Below are 20,305 nucleotides of genomic sequence, written 5' to 3'. Positions count from 1 at the left end.
GCCTTACCTGGGGAGGTAGCGCGAATGCGTACGGGTGTCTGGCTGGTGGGTGCGCGCGGCTCGGTCGCCACCACCGCCGTGGTCGGCGGGCTGGCCCTGCGGGCCGGGCTCACCGCGCCGACCGGCTGCGTGACCGAGCTGCCCGACCTGCGCGGGCCCGCCCTGCCGGGCTTCGCCGATCTCGTCTTCGGCGGCCACGACGTGGTCGCCACCCCGCTCACCAAACGCGCCGAGGCGCTGGCCGCCGCCGGGGTGCTGCCCGCCCGGCTGGCCGACGCCGTGGCACCGGACCTGGCCGCCGTCGAGGCGGCCCTGCGTCCCGCACCGACCGAGGGCGACCAGGGCGAGCGGATCGCCACTGTGGTCCGTGACCTGACCGGGTTCCGGGACCGGCACGGGCTGGACCGGGTGGTGGTGGTCAACGTCGCCGCCACCGAGCCGGCGCCCGTCCCACACCCGGCGCACCACGACCTGGCCGCGCTGCGGGACGCGCTGACCGGCCCGGCCGACGTGCTGCCGCCCAGCTCCGGATACGCGTACGCGGCGTTCACCGCAGGCTGCCCGTACGTGGACTTCACCCCGTCGACCGGTGCCCGGCTGCCGGCCCTGGCCGCGCTCGCCGCCGAACACGCGCTGCCGTACGCCGGGCACGACGGCAAGACCGGCGAGACGTTGCTCAAGTCGGTGCTCGCGCCGATGTTCGCGATGCGGCACCTGGCCGTGCGCTCCTGGTCCGGCACGAATCTGCTCGGTGGCGGCGACGGCGCCACGCTCGCCGACCCGGCCGCCAACGCCGCGAAGGTGGGCAGCAAGCAGCGGGTGCTCGCCGAGACGCTCGGCTACCTGCCGCAGGGCCACACCCGGATCGAGTACGTCGAGGAACTGGGCGACTTCAAGACGGCCTGGGATCTGGTCACGTTCGCCGGTTTCCTGGGCACCGGCATGCGGATGGAGTTCACCTGGCACGGCTGCGACTCCGCGCTGGCCGCGCCGCTCGTGCTGGACCTGGCCCGGCTCACCGCCGCCGCGCACGCCGCCGGCCACCACGGCCCGCTGACCGAGCTGGCGTTCTTCTTCAAGGATCCGCTCGGCGCGACCGGCCACGCGCTCGGCGACCAGTGGACGGTGCTGCGGGACTTCGTCGCCGGGCTGCACGCCCGGGTGACGCCGTGACCCGCCTGGCCGACCTGGCCGAGCTGGTCCGGGCGCCGGCCGCGCTCTCCGTACCGGGGGATGTGCTCTCCGGCGCGGCGGCCGCCGGTGCGCTCGGCCCGCGTACACCGGCCCTGGCCGGCGCGTCGGTGCTGCTCTACTGGGCCGGGATGGCCGCGAACGACTGGGCCGACCGGCGGCTGGACGCGCTCGAGCGGCCGGAGCGGCCGATCCCGTCCGGCCGGGTGCGCCCGGCCGTCGCGCTCGGCGTCGCGTCCGGCCTGACCGCCGCCGGGCTCGCGGTAGCCACCGCCGCCGGGGGCCGCCGCGCGGCAGCGGTCGCGCTCCCACTCGCCGCGACGATCTGGGGGTACGACCTACGGGCGAAGAACACCGCGGCCGGCCCGGCGGTGATGGCCGCGTGCCGGGGGCTGGACGTGCTGCTCGGCGCGTCCGGCGGGCGGGTGGTCCGGGCGCTGCCGGCCGCGATTACAGTCGCGGCGCACACCTGGACCGTGACCGCGCTGTCCCGCCGCGAGGTCACCGGCGCGGACCGGCGGCTGCCCGGCCTCACACTGGCCGGCACCGCCCTGATCGCGCTCGCCACCCCGGCCCGGCCCACGCCACCTGCCACCGGCCGCGGCGGTTCCAGCCGCGCCGCCCGGCTCGGTGACTTCGTGCCGGCGGTCCTCGCGGCCGGATACGCCACCCGCTACGGCCGGGCCCAGGCGCGGGTGCTCGCCGACCCGTCACCGGGCCGGGTGCGCGCCGCCGTCGGGGCCGGGATCACCGGGCTGCCCGCGTTGCAGGGCGCGCTGACCGCCCGCGCCGGGGCCCGGATGCTCGGCCTCGCCGTGGCCGGCGCCGCCCCGCTCGGCCGCCGCCTGGCCCGACTGATCTCACCGACATGACCGCCGCGCCCACCCGGGCCGCCGCCGGCCCACTGTCCGGACCGGGCGCGCTGCGCTTCGGGTACGGCACCAACGGCTTCGCCAACCACCGGCTCGGCGACGCGCTGGCGGTGATCGCCGACCTCGGGTACGTGGGCGTCGCGCTCACCCTCGACCACGACCACCTGGACCCGTTCGCCCCCGGCCTGGCCCGCCGGGTCGCCGCCGTACGTCGCCGGCTGGACGCGCTCGGGCTCGCAGTGGTGGTCGAGACCGGCGCCCGGTACCTGCTCGACCCGCGGCACAAGCACGCGCCGACACTGCTGCACGACGACCCGGCACGGCGGGTGGAGTTCCTGCGCCGGGCCGTCCGGATCGGCGCCGACCTGGGCGCGGAGGCGGTCTCCTTCTGGGCCGGCGTACGCCCGCCCGGCGTACCACCCGATGTCGCGGCCGACCGCCTGGTCGCGGGCTGCGCGACGGTGTGCGCCGAGGCGGCGGAGGTGGGCGTGCCGCTGGGTTTCGAGCCGGAGCCGGGCATGCTGGTCGAGGACATCGCCGGGTGGTGGTGGCTGCGCGAGGCGCTCGGCGCGCCGCCCGGCTTCGGCATCACGCTCGACATCGGCCACTGCCGCTGCCTGGAGCCGCTGCCGGTGCCGCAGTGCGTGTCCGAGGTCGCCGAGCACCTGGTCAACGTGCAGATCGACGACATGCGCCGGGGTGTGCACGAGCACCTGGAGTTCGGCACCGGCGAGATCGACTTCCCGCCGGTGCTGCGTGCCCTGGCCGACGCCGGCTACCGCGGGCTGGTGGCCGTGGAACTGCCCCGGCACTCGCACGCGGCACCGGCCGTCGCCGCCCGCTCACTGGACTTCCTGCGCACCGCCGCCTCGCGCGGCGAGGGGCGGTGACCCACCACCTTCCACCCGGCAGAGGGGAGACGGCATGACACCCGACCGACTGCGCGCCGCGCTTCGGGGCGTACCCGATCCGCAGTGGCTGGACGCGGCGCTGCGCCGCGTCGCGACCGAACCCACGGCCGTCGAGCGGTTCTTCGCCGCCACCGCCCGGCGGTGCGGTCGCGGGCCGCTGCCCGACCTGCCCGGCTGGACGGCCGACGACGCAGCGCGGGCGCTGCTGCTGACCGCGCTGCCGAACGGCCACGCCGTAGCCGCGGAGACCCTGTACCGGCAGGGCGACGCCGCCGAGAAACGCGCCGTGCTGCGCGCGCTGCCGCTGCTGCCGATCGGCGCGGAGTGCGTGCCGCTGCTGCACGACGCGATCCGCACCAACGACACCCGGCTGGTCGCCGCCGCGCTCGGCCCGTACGCCCGGCACCTGGAGCAGGCGACCTGGCGGCAGGCGGTGCTCAAGTGCGTGTTCACCGGCGTGCCGCTGGCGGTGGTCGACGGCCTGGCCGACCGCGCCGACGGCGAGCTGGCCCGGATGCTCGCCGCGTTCGCCGCCGAGCGGCACGCCGCCGGCCGCGACATGCCCGCCGACGCGACCGACCTGCTGCGCCGGCTGACCATCCCCACCACGGAGGCGTGACATGCGCATCTTCGACCCGCACATCCACATGACGTCCCGCACCACGGACGACTACGAGCGGATGGCCGCCGCCGGGGTCCGCGCGGTGGTCGAGCCGGCGTTCTGGCTGGGCCAGCCGCGCACCAGCGTGGACAGCTTCGTGGACTACTTCGACTCGCTGATCGGGTGGGAGCCGTTCCGGGCCGGCCAGTTCGGCATCCGGCACCACGCCACAGTGGCGCTGAACCCGAAGGAGGCGAACGACCCGCGCTGCCGGCCGGTGCTCGACCTGCTGCCCCGCTACCTGGACAAGGACGGTGTGGTGGCGGTCGGCGAGATCGGGTACGACGCGATGACGCCGGCCGAGGACGCCGCGCTGGCCGGGCAGCTCGCCCTGGCCGTCGCGCACGACCTGCCCGCGCTGGTGCACACGCCGCACCGGGACAAGGCGCGCGGCGTCGAGCGCACCCTCGCGGTGGTCGCCGAGTCGGGCATCCCGCCCGGGCGGGTGCTGGTCGACCACCTCAACGAGGTGACAGTGGAGCTGGTCCGGGACATCGGCTGCTGGCTGGGCTTCTCCATCTACCCCGAGACGAAGATGTCGCCGCCGCGCATGGTGGAGCTGCTGAAGCGGTACGGCACCGAGCGGATGCTGGTGAACTCCGCCGCCGACTGGGGTCGGTCGGACCCGCTGCTGACCCGGGCCACCGGGGAGGCGATGCTGCTGGCCGGGTTCGACGCCGACGAGGTGGACCGGGTGCTGTGGCGCAACCCGGTGGAGTTCTACGGCCAGTCCGGCCGGCTCGACCTGACCGACCTGGAGGCGTGCGACCCCACCTTCGCCGGCAACTCGATCCTGCGCGGGGGGCAGTGATGCGGCTGCGTCACGCCGACGGCACGACCGTCCATCTCGGCTACTGCACGAACGTGCACCCGGCCGAGGACCTGCCGGGCGTCGTCGCCCAGCTCGACACGTACGCGGTAGCGGTCCGCCGGGCGCTCGACGTGGACCGGCTCGGGCTCGGCCTCTGGCTGGCCGCGCCGGTGGCCGCCGCGCTCGCCGCCGACCCGGCGGCCCGCCGGCGGCTGCGCCACGAGCTGACCGCACGCGGGCTGGAGGTGGTCACGCTCAACGGCTTCCCGTACGCCGCGTTCCAGGCCCCGGTGGTGAAGGGCGCGGTGTACCACCCGGACTGGACCACGCCGCAGCGGTCGGCGTACACGCTGGACCTGGCCCGGGTGCTGGCCGACCTGCTGCCCGACGACGCCGTCCGGGGCTCGATCTCGACGCTGCCGCTGGCCTGGCGCACCCCGTGGGACGCCGGGCGGGCCGCCACCGCCCGGCGCCGGCTGGACGCGCTGGCCGAGGGCCTGGCCGCCGTGCAGCGGGAGACCGGCCGGGTGATCCGGGTCGGCTTCGAACCGGAACCGGGCTGTCTGGTGGAGTCGACGGGACAAGCACGCGAGGTATTCTCAGACATGGATACCGACCGGCTCGGGATCTGCCTGGATCTCGCGCACCTGGCGTGTGCCTGGGAGCGGCCGGCGGATGCCCTGGCCGGGCTGCGTGCCGCCGGGCTGCCGGTGGTCAAGGTCCAGGTGTCGGCCGCGATCGAGGCGCCCGACCCGGCCGGGGCGAGCGAGGCGCTGCGCCGTTTCGTCGAACCGAGGTTCCTGCACCAGACCCGGGCCGCCGGTTGCGCCGGCGCCGCCGATCCGGCCGATCCGGCGTACGCGGCCGACGACCTCGACGCCGCACTGGACGCGCGGCTGCCGGGGGCGTGGCGGGTGCACTACCACGTGCCGTTGCACGCCCCGCCCGAGCCGCCGCTGCGCTCCACCGTGCCGGTGCTGCGCGAGGCGCTTGCCGCGTTTTACGCCGGTCCGGTCGCCGGCTGCGACCACCTCGACGTCGAGACGTACACCTGGGGGGTGCTGCCGGAGGCGCGGCGGCCGCGCGGTGACGCGGAGCTCGCCGCCGGCATCGCCGCCGAGCTGGCGTTCGCCCGCGACGAGCTGACCGCGCTCGGCCTGGCCGACGGCGGCGCGCAGGGTGCTCCGGGTCCGCGGGCGGCGGAAGGCGTGCCCTCGTGAGCCGGCGGCTGGTGGTGCTCGACGTGGTCGGGCTGACGCCGCGGCTGCTGGCGCACATGCCCCGGCTGCGCGCGGTGGCCGAAGCCGGGTTCGCCGCCGAGCTGGGCACCGTGCTGCCGGCGGTGACCTGCTCGGCGCAGTCCACGTTCCTCACCGGTGAGCTGCCCTCCGGGCACGGCGTGGTGGGCAACGGCTGGTACTTCCGCGACCTGGGCGAGGTGCTGCTCTGGCGGCAGCACAATGCCCTCGTCGGCGGCGAGAAGGTGTGGCAGGCGGCCCGCCGCGTCGAGCCGGGCTACCGGGTGGCGAACGTCTGCTGGTGGTACGCGATGGGCGCGGACGTGGACTGGACGGTCACGCCGCGCCCGGTCTACCACGCCGACGGCCGCAAGGAGCCGGACTGCTGGACCGACCCGCCCGAGCTGCGGGACACGCTCACCGACGCGCTCGGCACGTTCCCGCTGTTCAGCTACTGGGGTCCGGGGGCCGGGCTGCCGTCCTCGGCGTGGATCAGCCGGGCCGCGCAGCGCATCCTCACCGACCATGCCCCCGACCTGACCCTGGTCTACCTGCCGCACCTGGACTACGACCTGCAACGCTTCGGCCCGTCCGGTCCGGAGGCCGCCGTCGCGGCGGCCGAACTGGACACCGTGCTCGGTCCGCTGCTGGACGCCGCGCGCGAGCAGGGAGCCACAGTGCTGGCGTTGTCCGAGTACGGCATCACCGACGTGTCCCGCCCGGTGGACGTGAACCGGATGCTGCGCGCCGAAGGGCTGTTGCGGGTCTACACCCAGGCCGGGATGGAATACCTCGACCCGTGGACGTCACGGGCGTTCGCGGTGGCCGACCACCAGGTGGCGCACGTCTACGTCAGGGATCCGGCGGACGTGCCGGTGGTGGCGAAGCTCTGCGCCGCGCTTCCGGGCGTGGCCGAGGCGCTCGACGCCGCCGGGCAGGCCGGGTACGGGCTGGATCACCCCCGATCGGGTGAGCTGGTGCTGGTGGCCGAGCCGGACGCCTGGTTCACGTACTACTACTGGCTCGACGACGCGCGGGCGCCCGACTTCGCCCGGCTGGTGGAGATCCACCGCAAGCCCGGCTACGACCCGGCGGAGCTGTTCTTCGACCCGGCCGCGCCGGGTGCGGCGAAGCGCCGCGCGGCGGTGGCGCTGGCCCGCAAGAAGCTCGGGCTGCGCTACCTGATGTCCGTGGTGGGGCTGGACGCGGGCGCGCGGGCGGTACGTGGTTCACACGGGCGCCTGCCCGCCGACCCGGCGGACGGCCCGGTGCTGATCTGCTCCGACCGGGCCGCGATCCGGCCCCGGGTGGAGGCCACCGATGTGAAGGCGTTGCTGCTCGAACTCGCCGGACTGGCCAGGGAGGCACCATGACCGTAACCGTCGCACCGACCGATCCGGCCCTGCTGCGGGGCCGCTTCGACGCCGCGCTAGCCGCGTTCCTGGACGCGAGAGAGCCGGATCGGCCGGACGACGGTACGGGGGCCGTCCACACCGCTGTGCGCTGGTTCGTCCTGGCCGGCGGCAAGCGGATGCGGCCGTTGTTCTGTTACTGGGGCTGGCGGGGGTTCGGTGGCCCGGACGGCCCGTCGATCGTGACCGCCGCCGCCTCGCTGGAGCTGTTCCACGCGTTCGCGCTGATCCACGACGACATCGTGGACCGCAGCGACCGCCGCCGGGGCGCGCCGACGCTGCACCGGTTCTTCGCCGACCTGCACACCCGCTCCGGCCGGCCGGGCGACCCGGCGGCGTACGGGCGGCAGGCGGCGCTGCTCTGCGGGGATCTCTGCGCCACCTGGTCGGCGCAGATGTTCCACGGATGCGGGCTGCCGCCCGAGCGGCTGCGCCGGGGGCACGTGCTGCTGGCCCGGATGCGCTCGGAGGTGATCGCGGGGGAGTACCTGGACGTGGTCGGGGCGGCCGGGGACGGCTCGGTGGCGAGCGCGCTCACCGTGGTACGGCTGAAGACGGCCCGCTACACGGTGACCCGTCCGGTGCAGATCGGCGCCGCGCTCGCCGGTGCCCCACCGGAGGAGGTGGCGGCACTGGCCGGCTTCGGCGATCCGCTCGGTGACGCGTTCCAGCTGCGCGACGATCTGCTCGGCGTGTTCGGTGATCCGGCGGTGACCGGCAAGTCCAACCTGGACGACCTGCGGGAGGGCAAGCCGACGGTGCTGCTGGCGCTGGCCCGGGCGTCCGCCTCCCCGGCCGGCGCGGCCCGGCTGGAGGAGCTGGTCGGCGATCGGGAACTCGATCAGGCGGGCGCGGCCGAGGTGCGGGGCATCGTCGAGGAGTCCGGCGCCCGGGAGGCGGTGGAGCGGATGATCCGCACCCGGGCCGACGCGGCGCTCGTCGCGCTGGAGGCGCTACCACTGGCGGAACCGGCGCGACAGGTGCTGGCGGCGCTCGCGGAGCGGGCGGTCGACCGCCATGAGTGACACCTACTTTTGTCGCTGAGCGGCGAAAGTCAAAGCCGATCGATCAGAAGCTATGGACAGGCTGATCGAAAGGTCTTAATGTCGTGCACAGCACAACGCTGTTTCGCCGAGGTGATCGCCCCGCACCAGATCGCCCCGCACCGCCCGCCTCGGCGAGGTGACCTCCGGCCCTGACCGGAGGTCGCGGCCCGCCGACCTCCCGGCGGGCCGGCGCAGCATCCCCCTGCTCGGCATCCGGCGCGACGCGCGCCCGGTCCTGGCTGCGCGCGTCAGGAAGGGACAGCACAGCATGTCCAGCCACCACCACCCCCGTGCCCGACGACCGTTCGCCGCTGCCGCAGCGCTGCTGCTCGCGGCCACCGCCGGCACCGTCACAGTGGCCGCGGCGTCCGTTCCGGCGTCCGCCCACCCGATCCCGGCGAGCGACTTCCAGCAGGTCGAACTCGCCCGCGGTGTCGCCGAGACCGGCGAACCGATGTCGCTCGCGGTGCTGCCCGACCGGTCGGTCCTGCACACCGCCCGCAACGGCACGCTGCGCCGCACCGACGCGGCCGGCGCCACCACTGTCATCGGCACGCTGCCGGTCTACACCCACGACGAGGAAGGGCTCCAGGGCGTCGGCGTCGACCCCGGCTTCGCCTCCAACCGGCACATCTACCTCTACTACGCGCCGCCGCTGTCCACCCCGGCCGGCGACGCGCCCGCCACCGGCACCGACTTCTCCGCCTGGCAGGGCGTCAACCGGCTGTCCCGATTCACGCTCAACGCCGACTTCACGCTCAACCAGGCCAGCAAGGTCGACGTGCTCGACGTACCGGCCGACCGGGGGCTGTGCTGCCACGTCGGCGGCGACATCGACTTCGACGCCGCAGGCAACCTCTACCTGTCCACCGGCGACGACACCAACCCGTTCGACTCGGCCGGCTACGCGCCGATCGACGAGCGCACCAACCGCAACCCCGGGTACGACGCGCAGCGCAGCGCCGGCAACACAAACGACCTGCGGGGCAAGATCCTGCGGATCAAGGTGAACGCCAACGGCACGTACTCGATCCCGGCCGGCAACCTCTTCGCGCCCGGCACCGCGCGGACCCGCCCGGAGATCTACGCGATGGGCTTCCGCAACCCGTTCCGGATCAGCGTCGACAAGGCCACCGGTGTCGTCTACGTGGGCGACTACGGGCCGGACGCCGGCACCACCACCGCCCGCGGCCCGTCCGGGCAGGTCGAGTTCAACCGGGTCACCGGGCCGGGCAACTACGGCTGGCCGTACTGCACCGGCACCAACACGGCTGCCGAGACGTACGCCGAGTGGGACTTCGCCACCGGCACCGCCGGCGCGAAGTTCAACTGCACCGGCGGCCCGGCGAACAACTCGTTCCGCAACACCGGCCTGGCCACGCTGCCGGCGGCGAAGCCGTCCTGGATCCGCTACGCCGGCGACGCCGGCAGCCCGCCCGAGTTCGGCGGCGGCTCCGAGTCGCCGATGGGCGGCCCGGTCTACCGGTACGACGCGGCGAACCCCTCCACCACCAAGTTCCCGCAGTCGTTCGACGGGCAGTTCTTCGCCACCGAGTTCGGCCGGGGCTGGATCAAGCCGATCCACGTCAACGCCGACGGCTCACCCGGCACCATCGACAGCTTCCCGTGGACCGGCAAGCAGGTGATGGACTCGGCGTTCGGCCCGGACGGCGCGTACTACGTGCTCGACTACGGCACCGGCTACTTCAACGGCGACGCCAACTCGGCGCTGTACCGCTTCGACTACCTGGGCGGCGCCAACCGCGCCCCGGTGGCCCGTGCCGCCGCCGACCGGACCTCCGGCGCCGCGCCGCTCGCGGTGGCGTTCTCCTCGGCCGGCTCGTCCGACCCGGAGGGTGGCGCGCTGACGTACGCCTGGACGTTCGGCGACGGTGGCACCTCCACCGCGGCGAACCCGTCGCACACCTTCACCGCCAACGGCAGGTACACCGCCACGCTCACCGTCCGCGACCCGCAGGGCGCCACCGGCACCGCGAGCGTGACTGTCACAGTGGGCAACACCGCGCCGACGGTGGTCATCGAGACGCCCGGCAACGGCAAGCTGTTCTCCTTCGGCGACACCGTGCCGTTCCGGATCACCGTCACCGACCCGGAGGACGCCACGATCGACTGCACGAAGGTCAAGATGACCTACGTGCTCGGCCACGACCAGCACGGCCACCAGATCACCTCGGCGACCGGCTGCACCGGCTCGATCGCCGTACCCGTCGACGGTGAGCACGACGACGCGGCGAACATCTTCGCCGTCTTCGACGCCGAGTACACCGACTCCGGCGGCCTCACCACGCACACCCAGCACACGCTCCAGCCCCGGCACCGGCAGGCCGAGCACTTCAGGACGTCGTCCGGGATCAACACGTTCGACAAGGCCACCGCCGAGGGCGGCAGGACCGTCGGCGACATCCACAACGGCGACTGGATCGCGTTCCAGCCGTATCTGCTGGCCGACGCCACCGGGTTCACCGCCCGGGTCTCCTCCGCCGGAGCCGGCGGCACGCTCCAGGTGCGGGCCGGCTCGGCCACCGGCACCGTGCTCGGCTCGGCCACCGTCCCGGTCACCGGCGCCTGGGACACGTTCACCACAGTCACCGGCACGATCGCCAACCCGCCGTCCGGCACCACCACGCTCTACCTGACGTTCGCCGGTGGCACCGGGGCGCTCTACGACCTGGACGCGTTCACGCTCACCACGTCGGCGGTCCGCACCGGCCCGGTCAAGGGCCTGGCCGGCAAGTGCCTGGACGTGCGCAACGCCGCCACCGCCGACGGCACCCAGATCCAGCTCTACACCTGCAACGGCACGACGGCGCAGTCGTGGACCGTGACGCCGAACGCCACGGTGAAGGCGCTCGGCAAGTGCCTGGACGTGTCCGGTGGCGGCAGCGCGGACGGCACGAAGATCCAGCTCTACGCGTGCAACGGCACCGGCGCGCAGAACTGGTCCGCGCAGGCCGACGGGACGCTGCGTAACCCGCAGTCGGGCAAGTGCCTGGACGTGTCCGGCAACAACTCGGCCGACGGCACGGCGGTGCACCTGTGGACCTGCACCGGCGCGGCGAACCAGCGCTGGACCCTGCCGTGAGGATGAAGGAGAACCAGATGAAACTCGTGCGCACCGCGCTGGCGGCGGTGACCGCCGTCCTCGCCACCATCGCCTGCACCGTCCCCGCGAGCCCGGCCGCCGCCGCCGACGCCCCCTACGACGTGCTCGTCTTCTCCAAGACCGCCGGCTTCCGCCACGACTCCATCGCGGTCGGCACGCAGGCGGTACGGGAGCTGGGCGCGGCGAACAACTTCACCGTCACCGCGACCGAGGACGCCGCCCAGTTCACCACCGCCAACCTGGCCCGCTTCGAGGCGGTGATCTTCCTCAACACCACTGGGGACGTTCTCAACGCCACCCAGCAGTCGGCGTTCGAGGCGTACATCGGCGCCGGCGGCGGGTACGTCGGCGTGCACTCCGCCGCCGACACCGAGTACGACTGGCCGTTCTACGGCAACCTGGTCGGCGCCTGGTTCGCGTCCCACCCGGCCATCCAGCCGGCCACCGTGACGGTGGAGGACCGGGCCCACGCCGCCACCGCGCACCTGCCGCAGCGGTGGAACCGCACCGACGAGTGGTACGACTACCGCACCAACGCCCGCTCCACCGCGCACGTGCTGGCCAGCCTCGACGAGTCCACGTACTCCGGGGGTTCGATGGGCGGCGACCACCCGCACGCCTGGTGCAAGACGTACAGCGGCGGCCGGTCCTTCTACACCGGCGGCGGCCACACCCAGGCGTCGTACGCCGACGCGGCGTTCCGGTCGCACCTGCTCGGCGGCATCCGCTACGCCGCCGGGCGTACGAAGGCGGACTGCCGGCCGGAGACCGGCTACACCGCGCTCTACAACGGCGGCACCACCGGCTGGTCGCAGGCCGGGCCGGGCAGCTTCACAAACGCCGACGCCACGCTCACCTCGGTCGGCGGCATGGGCCTCTACTGGTACAGCGCGAAGCAGTTCACCGACTACTCGTTGAAGCTGGACTGGCGGCTGGCCGGTGACGACAACTCGGGCGTGTTCGTCGGCTTCCCGCCGTCGAGCGACCCGAACTCGGCGGTGAACAACGGCTACGAGATCCAGATCGACCCCACCGACGCAGCCGACCGGACCACCGGCGCGATCTACGGTTTCAAGTCCGCCGACCTGGCGGCCCGGGACGCGGCGCTGAACCCGGCGGGGGAGTGGAACACCTACGAGATCCTGGTGGAGGGGGAGCGGCTCCAGGTCTTCCTCAACGGCGTCCGGATCAACGACTTCACCAACACCGACCCGGCCCGGTCGCTCGCCGGGCACGTCGGTATCCAGAACCACGGCACCGGCGACGACGTGTCGTTCCGCAACATCCGGATCAAGGAGCTCGGCGGCACGCCGCCGCCGACCGGCAACACCACCGTCCAGGCCGAGGCGTTCGGTTCGGCGAGCGGCGTCAGCGCGTACCCCAAGGCCGGTGCCAACGGCGGCCAGACCCTGGGGTACGTGGATCCGGGCGACTGGGCCGCGTACCCGGGGCTGGACCTGACCGCTGTGACGTCGCTGCGCGCCCGGGTGGTCTCCGGTGGCCCGGGCGGCACGCTCCAGGTGCGGACCGGCTCGCCGACCGGCCCGGTGCTCGGCCAGGTGGCGGTGCCGAACACCGGTAGCTGGACCACGTTCGCCGACGTGAGCACCGCGCTCACCGGAGTGCCGTCCGGTACGCAGACGGTGCACCTGACGTTCACCGGCAGCGGCTCCGGGCTGTTCGACGTCGACGACTTCACACTGGTCCGCGGCACCGCGAGCGGTGGCACCGGCCCGATCCGGGGCCTGGCCGGCAAGTGCCTGGACGTGCGCAACGGGTCGTCGGCCGACGGCACCCAGATCCAGCTCTACACCTGCAACGGCTCGACGGCGCAGTCGTGGACGGTGACGCCGAACGGGCCGGTGAAGGCACTGGGCAAGTGCCTGGACGTGTCGGGTGGCGGCAACGCCAACGGTACGAAGATCCAGCTCTACACGTGCAACGGCACCGGCGCGCAGACCTGGTCGGCGCAGGCGGACGGCACGGTGCGTAACCCGCAGTCCGGCAAGTGCCTGGACGTGTCCGGCAACAACTCGGCCGACGGCACTGCGGTGCACCTGTGGACCTGCACGGGTGCGGCGAACCAGCGCTGGACCCTGCCCTGACGGAGGCCATAGAGTGGAGGCGGCGACCGCGAGGTGGCCGGTGACCCGGCGGGAGGCGCAACCCGTCCGGGAGCAGACGCTCCGGCGTCCACCGGTGCCCACGCGACCGCCGCCTCCGGTCGTCCTCGCCCCGGTCCGTGACGGAATCCCCCATCACCACAGGGGAGAAGGACAATGGCGCGACCCATCACGCTCTTCACCGGCCAGTGGGCCGATCTGCCGTTCGACGAGGTCTGCCGGCTCGCCGCCGAGTGGGGCTACGACGGGCTGGAGATCGCCTGCTGGGGCGACCACTTCGAGGTGGACAAGGCGCTCGCCGACGACTCGTACGTGGAGCGCAAGCGGGCCACCCTGGCCAAGCACAACCTCCAGGTGTTCGCCGTCTCCAACCACCTGGTCGGCCAGGCGGTCTGCGACCACCCGATCGACGAGCGGCACCAGGACATCCTGCCGGCCCGGATCTGGGGCGACGGCGAGCCGGAGGGGGTGCGGCAGCGGGCCGCCGAGGAGATCAAGGACACCGCGCGGGCGGCGGCGAAGCTCGGCGTCCGCACAGTCGTCGGCTTCACCGGTTCGTCGATCTGGCACACCGTGGCGATGTTCCCGCCGGTGCCGCCGGCCATGATCGAGCGCGGCTACCAGGACTTCGCCGACCGGTGGAACCCGATCCTGGACGTGTTCGACGAGGTGGGCGTGCGGTTCGCGCACGAGGTGCACCCCAGCGAGATCGCCTACGACTACTGGACCACCAAGCGCACGCTGGAGGCGATCGGGCACCGGGAGGCGTTCGGGCTCAACTGGGACCCGTCGCACTTCGTCTGGCAGGAGCTGGACCCGGTGAACTTCATCTTCGACTTCGCCGACCGGATCTACCACGTGGACTGCAAGGACGCGAAGGTCCGCACCGGCGACGGGCGGCGCGGCCGGCTCTCCTCCCACCTGCCCTGGGCCGACCTGCGGCGCGGCTGGGACTTCGTCTCCACCGGCCACGGCGACGTGCCGTGGGAGGACTGCTTCCGGGCGCTCAACGCGATCGGCTACGACGGCCCGATCTCGGTCGAGTGGGAGGACGCCGGCATGGACCGCCTGGTGGGCGCGCCGGAGGCGCTCCAGTTCGTCCGCCGCCTGGCCTTCGACGCCCCCACGGCAGCTTTCGACGCCGCCTTCAGCAGCCGCGACTGACCCTCCTTCCGCGCGCGCGATCTTGCACTTGCGGCCCACGTGATGCCGCTTATGCCCGTTTCGGGAGGGCCGCAAGTGCAAGATCGGCGGCGCGGAGGGTGGGGTGGAGGGCGGGGCGGGGGGTGGGGGGTGGGGCTAGCGGGCGGCGTAGGTCTGGGTGCTTACCAGGTGGGCCGCGCCGATCAGGCCGGCGGTGTCGCCGAGGTCGGACAGGACGATCGGCATGCTGCCGGTGGCCAGCGGCGTGGACCGCCGGTAGACCACGCCCCGGATCTCGGCGAGCAGGACCGGCCCGATCCCGGCCGGCGCACCGCCGATGATCACGATGGCCGGGTTGACGAAGCTGACCAGCCCGACCAGCACCCGCCCGAGCCGGCGGGCGGCGTCGCGCACCAGCGTCTGCGCCGCCGGGTCCCCCTCGGTTGCCGCCGCCGCCACGTCGGCCACCGACAGCGTCCCGGCCGCGACCAGCCGGTCCGCCAGCGCCGTCGAGCGGCCGGCCCGCGCGGCGGTCACCGCCTCCCGCACCAGGGCGACATCCCCGCAGTACGCCTCGACGCACCCGTTGTTGCCGCAGCCGCAGAGCGGCCCGTCCTCGGTGAGCTGGAAGTGGCCGATGTCGCCCGCCCCGCTGGCCGCGCCCCGGTACAGCGCGCCGGCGAGCACCAGCCCGCAGCCGATCGCCTCGCCAAGCTTGACGTAGAGGAAGTCGTCGAACGGCCGGCCGGTGCCCGCGTGCCGCTCGCCGAGGGCCATCGCGTTGGCGTCGTTGTCCACCTGCACCGGGCAGCCCAGCTCGGCGGCGAGCGTGTCGCGTACCGGGAAGCGGTGCCAGCCGGGCAGGGCCGGCGCGGACACCGGCGAGCCGTCGCGGACCTCGACCGGCGCGGGGAGCGCCACGCCGACGCCGGTGAGCGACGTCAGTCCCGCCTCGACGCGCAGCTTGCCGAGCAGTTCGACGATGCGCCCGACCACCACGTCCGGCCCGAGCCGGACGTCCACCGGCTCGTCGTGCCGGGCCAGCGGGTTCAGCTCGCCGTCGGTGAGCGCGACCCGCAGGACACCGTCGCCGACGAGCACCGCGCCGAACCGGACCTGCGCGCCGATGCGCAGCAGCGACGAGCGGCGTCCGCCCCGGGACGCGGCCGGCCCGGCGGTCTCCACCAGGCCGAGCGTGGTCAGCCGGTCGACCTCGGCGGCGAACCGTGCCCGGGGCAGGCCGAGGAGGTCGGCCAGTTCGACCCGGGAGCGTGGGCCGTCGTCGCGCAGCAGGCGCAGCAGTCGCGCCTGATCCGCCGTCTCCGGTCCGACCATCGGCATGTGGTCACCTCCCCACGGAGAATGTGCCACACCGCCGCCCGCGCACACGGGAGCGGGCCGGTCACCCGGAGGTGACCGGCCCGCTGTCCGCTTGCGTCAGAGCGTGTTGCCGGTGCTGGACGGCTTGGTGCTCGTGCCGGTGGTGGTCGAGCCGGACGCGCTGGTCGAGCCCGTCCCGTTGGCGCTGCGGCTGCCGACCGCGGCCGGCGTGCCGGCGAACGGCTTGTCGGCGTCGGTCATGCCCGGCTTGCCGCCGTTGGTGGCGAGCTTCTCACCGAGCTTGGTCTGCCCCAGCTTGTCCTTGCCCTCCGAGTAGAGCCGGTTCGCCTGGGCCTGCGCGACCCCGGCCGCCTCCTGGACGGTCGGGTGGTCGAGCACCTTGCGCCCGCGGACCACCAGCTCCTCGTACTTCTCCCGGCCGGCACGGGCGCCCAGGACGAATCCCGCAGCCAGCCCGCCAAGAAACATGATCTTTCCGCGCATGGCGGCTCCTTCCGTACCTGACGCTCTCGCCGGTTTCCCGCCAGCTCGGCGGAACGACCGTCTCGCGCCTGCGTTCTCTGTCGACGGCTAACTACCCATCCTGCTCTCCGCTCATGCCTCCCTGTGCCGAGATGACGATTTGTCCGGAATCCTGGCGCGTCAGCCGGTCCGGTCCTCCTCCGGTAACCCCCTGGCGCACCACCCCCCGATGTCCTGTACTCTTGTCCCCGTCGCACGGAGCGGAGAGATCCGAACCGAGCGGTGCACGGTCCCCTGTAGCTCAATTGGCAGAGCAGCCGGCTGTTAACCGGCAGGTTATTGGTTCGAGTCCAATCGGGGGAGCTTCGCTCCACTTCACGCCCGTCGGTAGATCCGGCGGGCGTTCGTCGTTCCTGCCTCCCCTCGCGCGTGCCCGGCTGCCCGGTTTCCGCCCGCGAGGCCTCGTTCGCCCGGCAGGATGGTCGGCGTCGACTTAGACTCCCGCTGCGTCGATTGATGCGTCGATTCGAGGACGGTGGAGATGGCCGCAGGACGCAGCCGCTGGACCGCGACGCTGATCGCGGTGGCGGTGGTGCTGGGCTGGCTGATCGTCGGCGGCATCGCCGGTCCGTACTCCGGCAAGCTCGGCGAGGTCTCCACGAACGACAACGCCTCCTTCCTGCCGGCCGACGCCGAGGCCACCCGGGCGCAGGACCTGGCCGGCGGATTCGTCGACCGGGAAACCACCCCGGCCCTCGTGGTCTACGAACGACCCGGCGGTCTCACCCCCGCCGACCAGCAGCGCATCCAGGCCGACGCGGCCCGCTTCGCCGAGGTGCCGGGCGTGGTCGGCCCGCTGCCGCCACCGGTCGTCAGCCAGGACGAGCAGGCCGCCCAGGTGATCGTGCCGATCGACAGCGCCGAGGGCGAACAGATCCGGTCCGTGGTGGAACGCCTGCGTGACATCGCCGGCCCGGACCGCGACGGGCTCACCGTCGACGTGGCCGGACCCGCCGGGCTGCTCGGCGACCTGATCGAGGTGTTCAGTGCGATCGACGGGCCGCTGCTGCTGGTCACGCTGACAGTGGTGCTGGTCATCCTGCTCGTCGTCTACCGCAGCCCGGTCCTCTGGATCTTCCCGCTGCTGGCTGCCGGGATGTCGTACTCGCTCGCCGCCGTCTTCGTCTACCTGCTCGCCGACCACGACATCGTCAAGCTCAACGGGCAGGCACAGGGCATCCTCACCGTGCTCGTCTTCGGCGCCGGCACCGACTACGCGCTGCTGCTCATCGCCCGCTACCGGGAGGAACTGCACCGGCACGAGCGCCCCTGGGACGCGATGCGGACCGCCTGGAAGGGCGCCGCCCCGGCCATCGTCGCCTCCGGCGCCACAGTCATCGTCAGCCTGCTCTGCCTGCTGCTGTCCAGCCTCAACTCCAACCGCGCGCTCGGCCCGGTCAGCGCCGTCGGCATCGCCGCCACGCTGCTGGTGATGCTCACCTTCCTGCCCGCGCTGCTGGTCCTCGGCGGCCGCTGGGCGTTCTGGCCCCGGCGACCCCGGTACGACCAGGCCGACCCGCGCGCCGAACACGGCATCTGGGCGCGGATCGCCGGCTTCGTGGCGCGCCGCGCGCGTACCGTGTGGGTGGTCACCGCCGTGGTGCTCGCCGCCCTCGCGATCGGGGTGACCCAGCTCGGCGCCACCACGCTCGGCCAGTCCCAGCTGTTCACCCAGCGCACCGACTCGGTGGCCGGGCAGGAGGTCATCGACAGGCACTTCCCGGCCGGCACCGGCAGCCCCGCCACCATCTTCACCACCCAGGACACCGCGCGGCAGGTCGCCCAGGTGGCGCAGGGCGTACCGGGAGTCGCCTCGGTGCTGCCGCTCGGCGAGCGGGGCGAGAACGCGCCGCCCGACCCGGACGCACCCCCGAAGGTGGTCGACGGGCGGGTGCAGCTCAACGTCACGCTCGCCGACCCGCCGGACAGCAACGGCGCCGAACGCACCATCCGCGACCTGCGCGAAGCGGTGCACCGGGTACCCGGAGCCGACGCCGTGGTCGGCGGCTTCACCGCGATCAACGTGGACACCGCCGACGCCTCGGTACGCGACCGCGACGTCATCATCCCGGTGGTGCTGCTCGTCATCGCGGTCATCCTGGCCCTGCTGCTGCGCGCCCTCGTCGCACCGGTGCTGCTGATCGCCACAGTGGTGCTGTCGTTCCTGGCCACGCTGGGCCTGTGCGCGCTGCTGTTCCGGTACGTCTTCGACTTCCCCGGCGTCGACCAGTCCTTCCCGCTGTTCGCGTTCGTCTTCCTGGTCGCGCTCGGCATCGACTACAACATCTTCCTGATGAGCCGGGTCCGCGAGGAGTCGGTCCGCCGCGGCACCCGCGCCGGTGTGCTCGCCGGACTGGCCGTCACCGGCGGCGTCATCACCTCCGCCGGCATCGTGCTCGCCGCCACGTTCTCCGCGCTCGCCGTGCTGCCGCTCGTGGTGCTCGTCGAGCTGGGCGTGGCGGTAGCCGTCGGCGTCCTGCTGGACACCATCGTGGTCCGCTCGCTGCTGGTGCCCGCGCTCGCGTACGACATCGGGCCGAAGGTCTGGTGGCCGGGCCGGTTGTCGCGGTCGCACCGCGAGGGCGACCGAGCCGGGGCGGGGGTGGACCGTGCCTGACACGGACGTGGTGGTCGTCGGCGGCGGCCTGGCCGGTCTCGCCGCCGCCCGGCGGCTGCACCGCGCCGGCGTGCCGTGGCGGCTGTTGGAGGCGGGCGACCGGCTCGGCGGGCGGGTCGCCACCGACCGGGTCGACGGGTTCCTGCTGGACCGGGGCTTTCAGGTGCTCAACGCCGCGTACCCGCGGCTCACCGGCCTGGTCGACTTCGGCGCGCTCGGGATGGGCTGGTTCACGCCCGGCGTGCTGGTACGCCGTGGCGACCGGCTGGAACGCCTGGTCAACCCGCTGCGCGAACCGACCGGCGCGCCCGGCACGCTCACCGCCGGCATCGGATCACTGACCGACCGGTTGCGGTTCGCCGCGCTCGCCGCCGGCTACGCCACGGTGCCGGTCGGGCGGCTGCTCGGCACACCCGAGACCACCGCCGAGACGGCGCTGCGCAGGGCCGGGCTCTCCGACGCGATCATCGAGGAACTGCTCCGGCCGTTCCTGTCCGGCGTGCTGCTCGACCGCGAGCTGGCCACCTCCAGCCACGTCCTCGCGGTCGTCATGCGCTCCTTCGCCCGGGGCCGGATCGGCCTGCCGGCGGACGGCATGGCGGCGCTGCCCCGGGCGCTCGCCGCGCCGCTGCCCGCCGAGCTGATCGAGCTGAACACCCCGGTCACCGAGGTCGCACCCGGCCGGGTCCGCACCCCGTCCGGCGAGATCACCTGCCGCGCCGTCGTGGTCGCCGCCGACCCGCCCGCGGCGGCCACGCTGCTGCCAGGGCTGCCGAGGGTACGCATGCACGCCTACACCACCTACTACCACCGCACCGGCACGGCACCGCTGGACGAGCCGATCCTGCTGCTCGACGGCGACCGGCGGGAAATGATCGCCAACACGGTGGTGGTGAGCCGGGCCGCGCCCACCTATGCCCCCGACGGCCAGCATCTGGTCGCCACCTCGGTGGTCGGCCCGCAGGCCCCGCCCGAACCGGTGATCCGGCGCGAACTGGACCGCCTCTACGGCCGCTCCACCGCCGACTGGACCCACCTCACCACAGTCGCCGTGCCGGAGGCGCTCCCGGCCGCACCGCCACCACAGGGCCGGCTGCGCAAGCCGGTCGCGCTCGGCGACGGCCTGTACGTGGCAGGCGACCACCGCGACAGCCCGTCCATCCAGGGGGCGCTCGCCAGCGGGTGGCGTACGGTCGGCGCGGTCCTCGCGGCATTGCGGCGCGGGTGAGCCGCCGACGGGTAGCGCGTTGTTATCCTCGCGTTGCCCATCGTGCTGTCGCGGCCGTGTTTCCG

Annotated in this window: 15 protein-coding genes and 1 tRNA gene; 14 read left to right on the top strand and 2 right to left on the bottom strand. The window is 73.7% G+C overall.

Features of this window, described 5'->3' with window-relative positions:
• The first annotated feature begins 24 nt into the window (after positions 1–24).
• The 11 genes from O7611_RS21205 to O7611_RS21155 all read left to right on the top strand — a co-directional run bounded on the left by O7611_RS21205 (position 25) and on the right by O7611_RS21155 (position 14,553).
• Complete coding sequence (locus O7611_RS21205) at positions 25–1,173, top strand: inositol-3-phosphate synthase (protein WP_269697465.1); 1,149 nt, start codon at positions 25–27, stop codon at positions 1,171–1,173.
• A complete protein-coding gene (locus tag O7611_RS21200) occupies positions 1,170–2,063 on the top strand; it encodes an SCO3242 family prenyltransferase (protein ID WP_269697464.1) in 894 nt (297 codons plus the stop codon). Before O7611_RS21205 ends, O7611_RS21200 begins: the two co-directional genes overlap by 4 nt.
• On the top strand, positions 2,060–2,953 hold the full coding sequence (locus O7611_RS21195) for a sugar phosphate isomerase/epimerase family protein (RefSeq protein ID WP_269697463.1): 894 nt from the start codon (positions 2,060–2,062) through the stop codon (positions 2,951–2,953). Before O7611_RS21200 ends, O7611_RS21195 begins: the two co-directional genes overlap by 4 nt.
• Before the next feature lie 34 nt (positions 2,954–2,987).
• On the top strand, positions 2,988–3,593 hold the full coding sequence (locus O7611_RS21190) for an EboA domain-containing protein (RefSeq protein ID WP_269697462.1): 606 nt from the start codon (positions 2,988–2,990) through the stop codon (positions 3,591–3,593).
• Between the two features lies 1 nt (position 3,594).
• Positions 3,595–4,446: a TatD family hydrolase gene (locus O7611_RS21185; RefSeq protein WP_269697461.1), complete on the top strand. Its 852-nt coding sequence runs from the start codon at positions 3,595–3,597 to the stop codon at positions 4,444–4,446.
• On the top strand, positions 4,446–5,666 hold the full coding sequence (gene eboE / locus O7611_RS21180) for a metabolite traffic protein EboE (protein WP_269697460.1): 1,221 nt from the start codon (positions 4,446–4,448) through the stop codon (positions 5,664–5,666). The genes O7611_RS21185 and eboE overlap by 1 nt, the downstream gene beginning before the upstream one ends.
• The gene (locus O7611_RS21175) at positions 5,663–7,057 is read left to right on the top strand and encodes an alkaline phosphatase family protein (RefSeq protein WP_269697459.1); all 1,395 of its coding nucleotides are present in this window, start codon (positions 5,663–5,665) and stop codon (positions 7,055–7,057) included. Before eboE ends, O7611_RS21175 begins: the two co-directional genes overlap by 4 nt.
• Positions 7,054–8,121: a polyprenyl synthetase family protein gene (locus O7611_RS21170; RefSeq protein ID WP_194802291.1), complete on the top strand. Its 1,068-nt coding sequence runs from the start codon at positions 7,054–7,056 to the stop codon at positions 8,119–8,121. Before O7611_RS21175 ends, O7611_RS21170 begins: the two co-directional genes overlap by 4 nt.
• A gap of 289 nt (positions 8,122–8,410) precedes the next feature.
• A complete protein-coding gene (locus tag O7611_RS21165; protein ID WP_269697458.1) occupies positions 8,411–11,245 on the top strand; it encodes an RICIN domain-containing protein in 2,835 nt (944 codons plus the stop codon).
• 17 nt (positions 11,246–11,262) lie between these two features.
• Positions 11,263–13,371, top strand: coding sequence for a ThuA domain-containing protein (locus O7611_RS21160; protein ID WP_269697457.1), 2,109 nt, complete (start codon positions 11,263–11,265; stop codon positions 13,369–13,371).
• Positions 13,372–13,545: 174 nt separating this feature from the next.
• Positions 13,546–14,553, top strand: a complete 1,008-nt coding sequence (locus O7611_RS21155) for a sugar phosphate isomerase/epimerase family protein (protein ID WP_194802288.1) — start codon at positions 13,546–13,548, stop codon at positions 14,551–14,553.
• A gap of 135 nt (positions 14,554–14,688) precedes the next feature.
• On the opposite strand, the gene O7611_RS21150 is transcribed toward O7611_RS21155, so the two are convergent.
• On the bottom strand, positions 14,689–15,873 hold the full coding sequence (locus tag O7611_RS21150) for an ROK family transcriptional regulator (RefSeq protein ID WP_269697456.1): 1,185 nt from the start codon (positions 15,871–15,873) through the stop codon (positions 14,689–14,691).
• Positions 15,874–15,969: 96 nt separating this feature from the next.
• A complete protein-coding gene (locus O7611_RS21145; RefSeq protein WP_135241524.1) occupies positions 15,970–16,356 on the bottom strand; it encodes a hypothetical protein in 387 nt (128 codons plus the stop codon).
• 269 nt (positions 16,357–16,625) lie between these two features.
• Between O7611_RS21145 and O7611_RS21140 the strand changes: the two genes are divergently transcribed.
• The 3 genes from O7611_RS21140 (at position 16,626) to O7611_RS21130 (ending at position 20,240) form a co-directional block, all read left to right on the top strand.
• Positions 16,626–16,698, top strand: a tRNA-Asn gene (locus O7611_RS21140).
• A 178-nt stretch (positions 16,699–16,876) separates the two neighbouring features.
• Positions 16,877–19,012, top strand: a complete 2,136-nt coding sequence (locus O7611_RS21135; RefSeq protein WP_194802286.1) for an MMPL family transporter — start codon at positions 16,877–16,879, stop codon at positions 19,010–19,012.
• Positions 19,005–20,240: an FAD-dependent oxidoreductase gene (locus O7611_RS21130; RefSeq protein WP_269697455.1), complete on the top strand. Its 1,236-nt coding sequence runs from the start codon at positions 19,005–19,007 to the stop codon at positions 20,238–20,240. Before O7611_RS21135 ends, O7611_RS21130 begins: the two co-directional genes overlap by 8 nt.
• Positions 20,241–20,305 lie beyond the last annotated feature (65 nt).

This window comes from Micromonospora sp. WMMC273 (genome assembly GCF_027460285.1).
In the GTDB taxonomy this organism is placed as follows: Bacteria; Actinomycetota; Actinomycetes; order Mycobacteriales; family Micromonosporaceae; genus Micromonospora; species Micromonospora aurantiaca.
Note: the sequence above shows the minus strand (reverse complement) of the source record. Positions and strands in the feature narration are given on the sequence as shown.

Excerpts from the sequence above, each read along its gene's own strand:
- eboE (WP_269697460.1), top strand. The coding sequence starts at position 4,446 with ATGCGGCTGCGTCACGCCGACGGCACGACCGTCCATCTCGGCTACTGC.
- O7611_RS21205 (WP_269697465.1), top strand. The coding sequence starts at position 25 with ATGCGTACGGGTGTCTGGCTGGTGGGTGCGCGCGGCTCGGTCGCCACC.
- O7611_RS21195 (WP_269697463.1), top strand. The coding sequence starts at position 2,060 with ATGACCGCCGCGCCCACCCGGGCCGCCGCCGGCCCACTGTCCGGACCG.
- O7611_RS21145 (WP_135241524.1), bottom strand. The coding sequence starts at position 16,356 with ATGCGCGGAAAGATCATGTTTCTTGGCGGGCTGGCTGCGGGATTCGTC.
- O7611_RS21170 (WP_194802291.1), top strand. The coding sequence starts at position 7,054 with ATGACCGTAACCGTCGCACCGACCGATCCGGCCCTGCTGCGGGGCCGC.
- O7611_RS21190 (WP_269697462.1), top strand. The coding sequence starts at position 2,988 with ATGACACCCGACCGACTGCGCGCCGCGCTTCGGGGCGTACCCGATCCG.
- O7611_RS21185 (WP_269697461.1), top strand. The coding sequence starts at position 3,595 with ATGCGCATCTTCGACCCGCACATCCACATGACGTCCCGCACCACGGAC.
- O7611_RS21150 (WP_269697456.1), bottom strand. The coding sequence starts at position 15,873 with ATGCCGATGGTCGGACCGGAGACGGCGGATCAGGCGCGACTGCTGCGC.
- O7611_RS21160 (WP_269697457.1), top strand. The coding sequence starts at position 11,263 with ATGAAACTCGTGCGCACCGCGCTGGCGGCGGTGACCGCCGTCCTCGCC.
- O7611_RS21135 (WP_194802286.1), top strand. The coding sequence starts at position 16,877 with ATGGCCGCAGGACGCAGCCGCTGGACCGCGACGCTGATCGCGGTGGCG.
- O7611_RS21155 (WP_194802288.1), top strand. The coding sequence starts at position 13,546 with ATGGCGCGACCCATCACGCTCTTCACCGGCCAGTGGGCCGATCTGCCG.
- O7611_RS21165 (WP_269697458.1), top strand. The coding sequence starts at position 8,411 with ATGTCCAGCCACCACCACCCCCGTGCCCGACGACCGTTCGCCGCTGCC.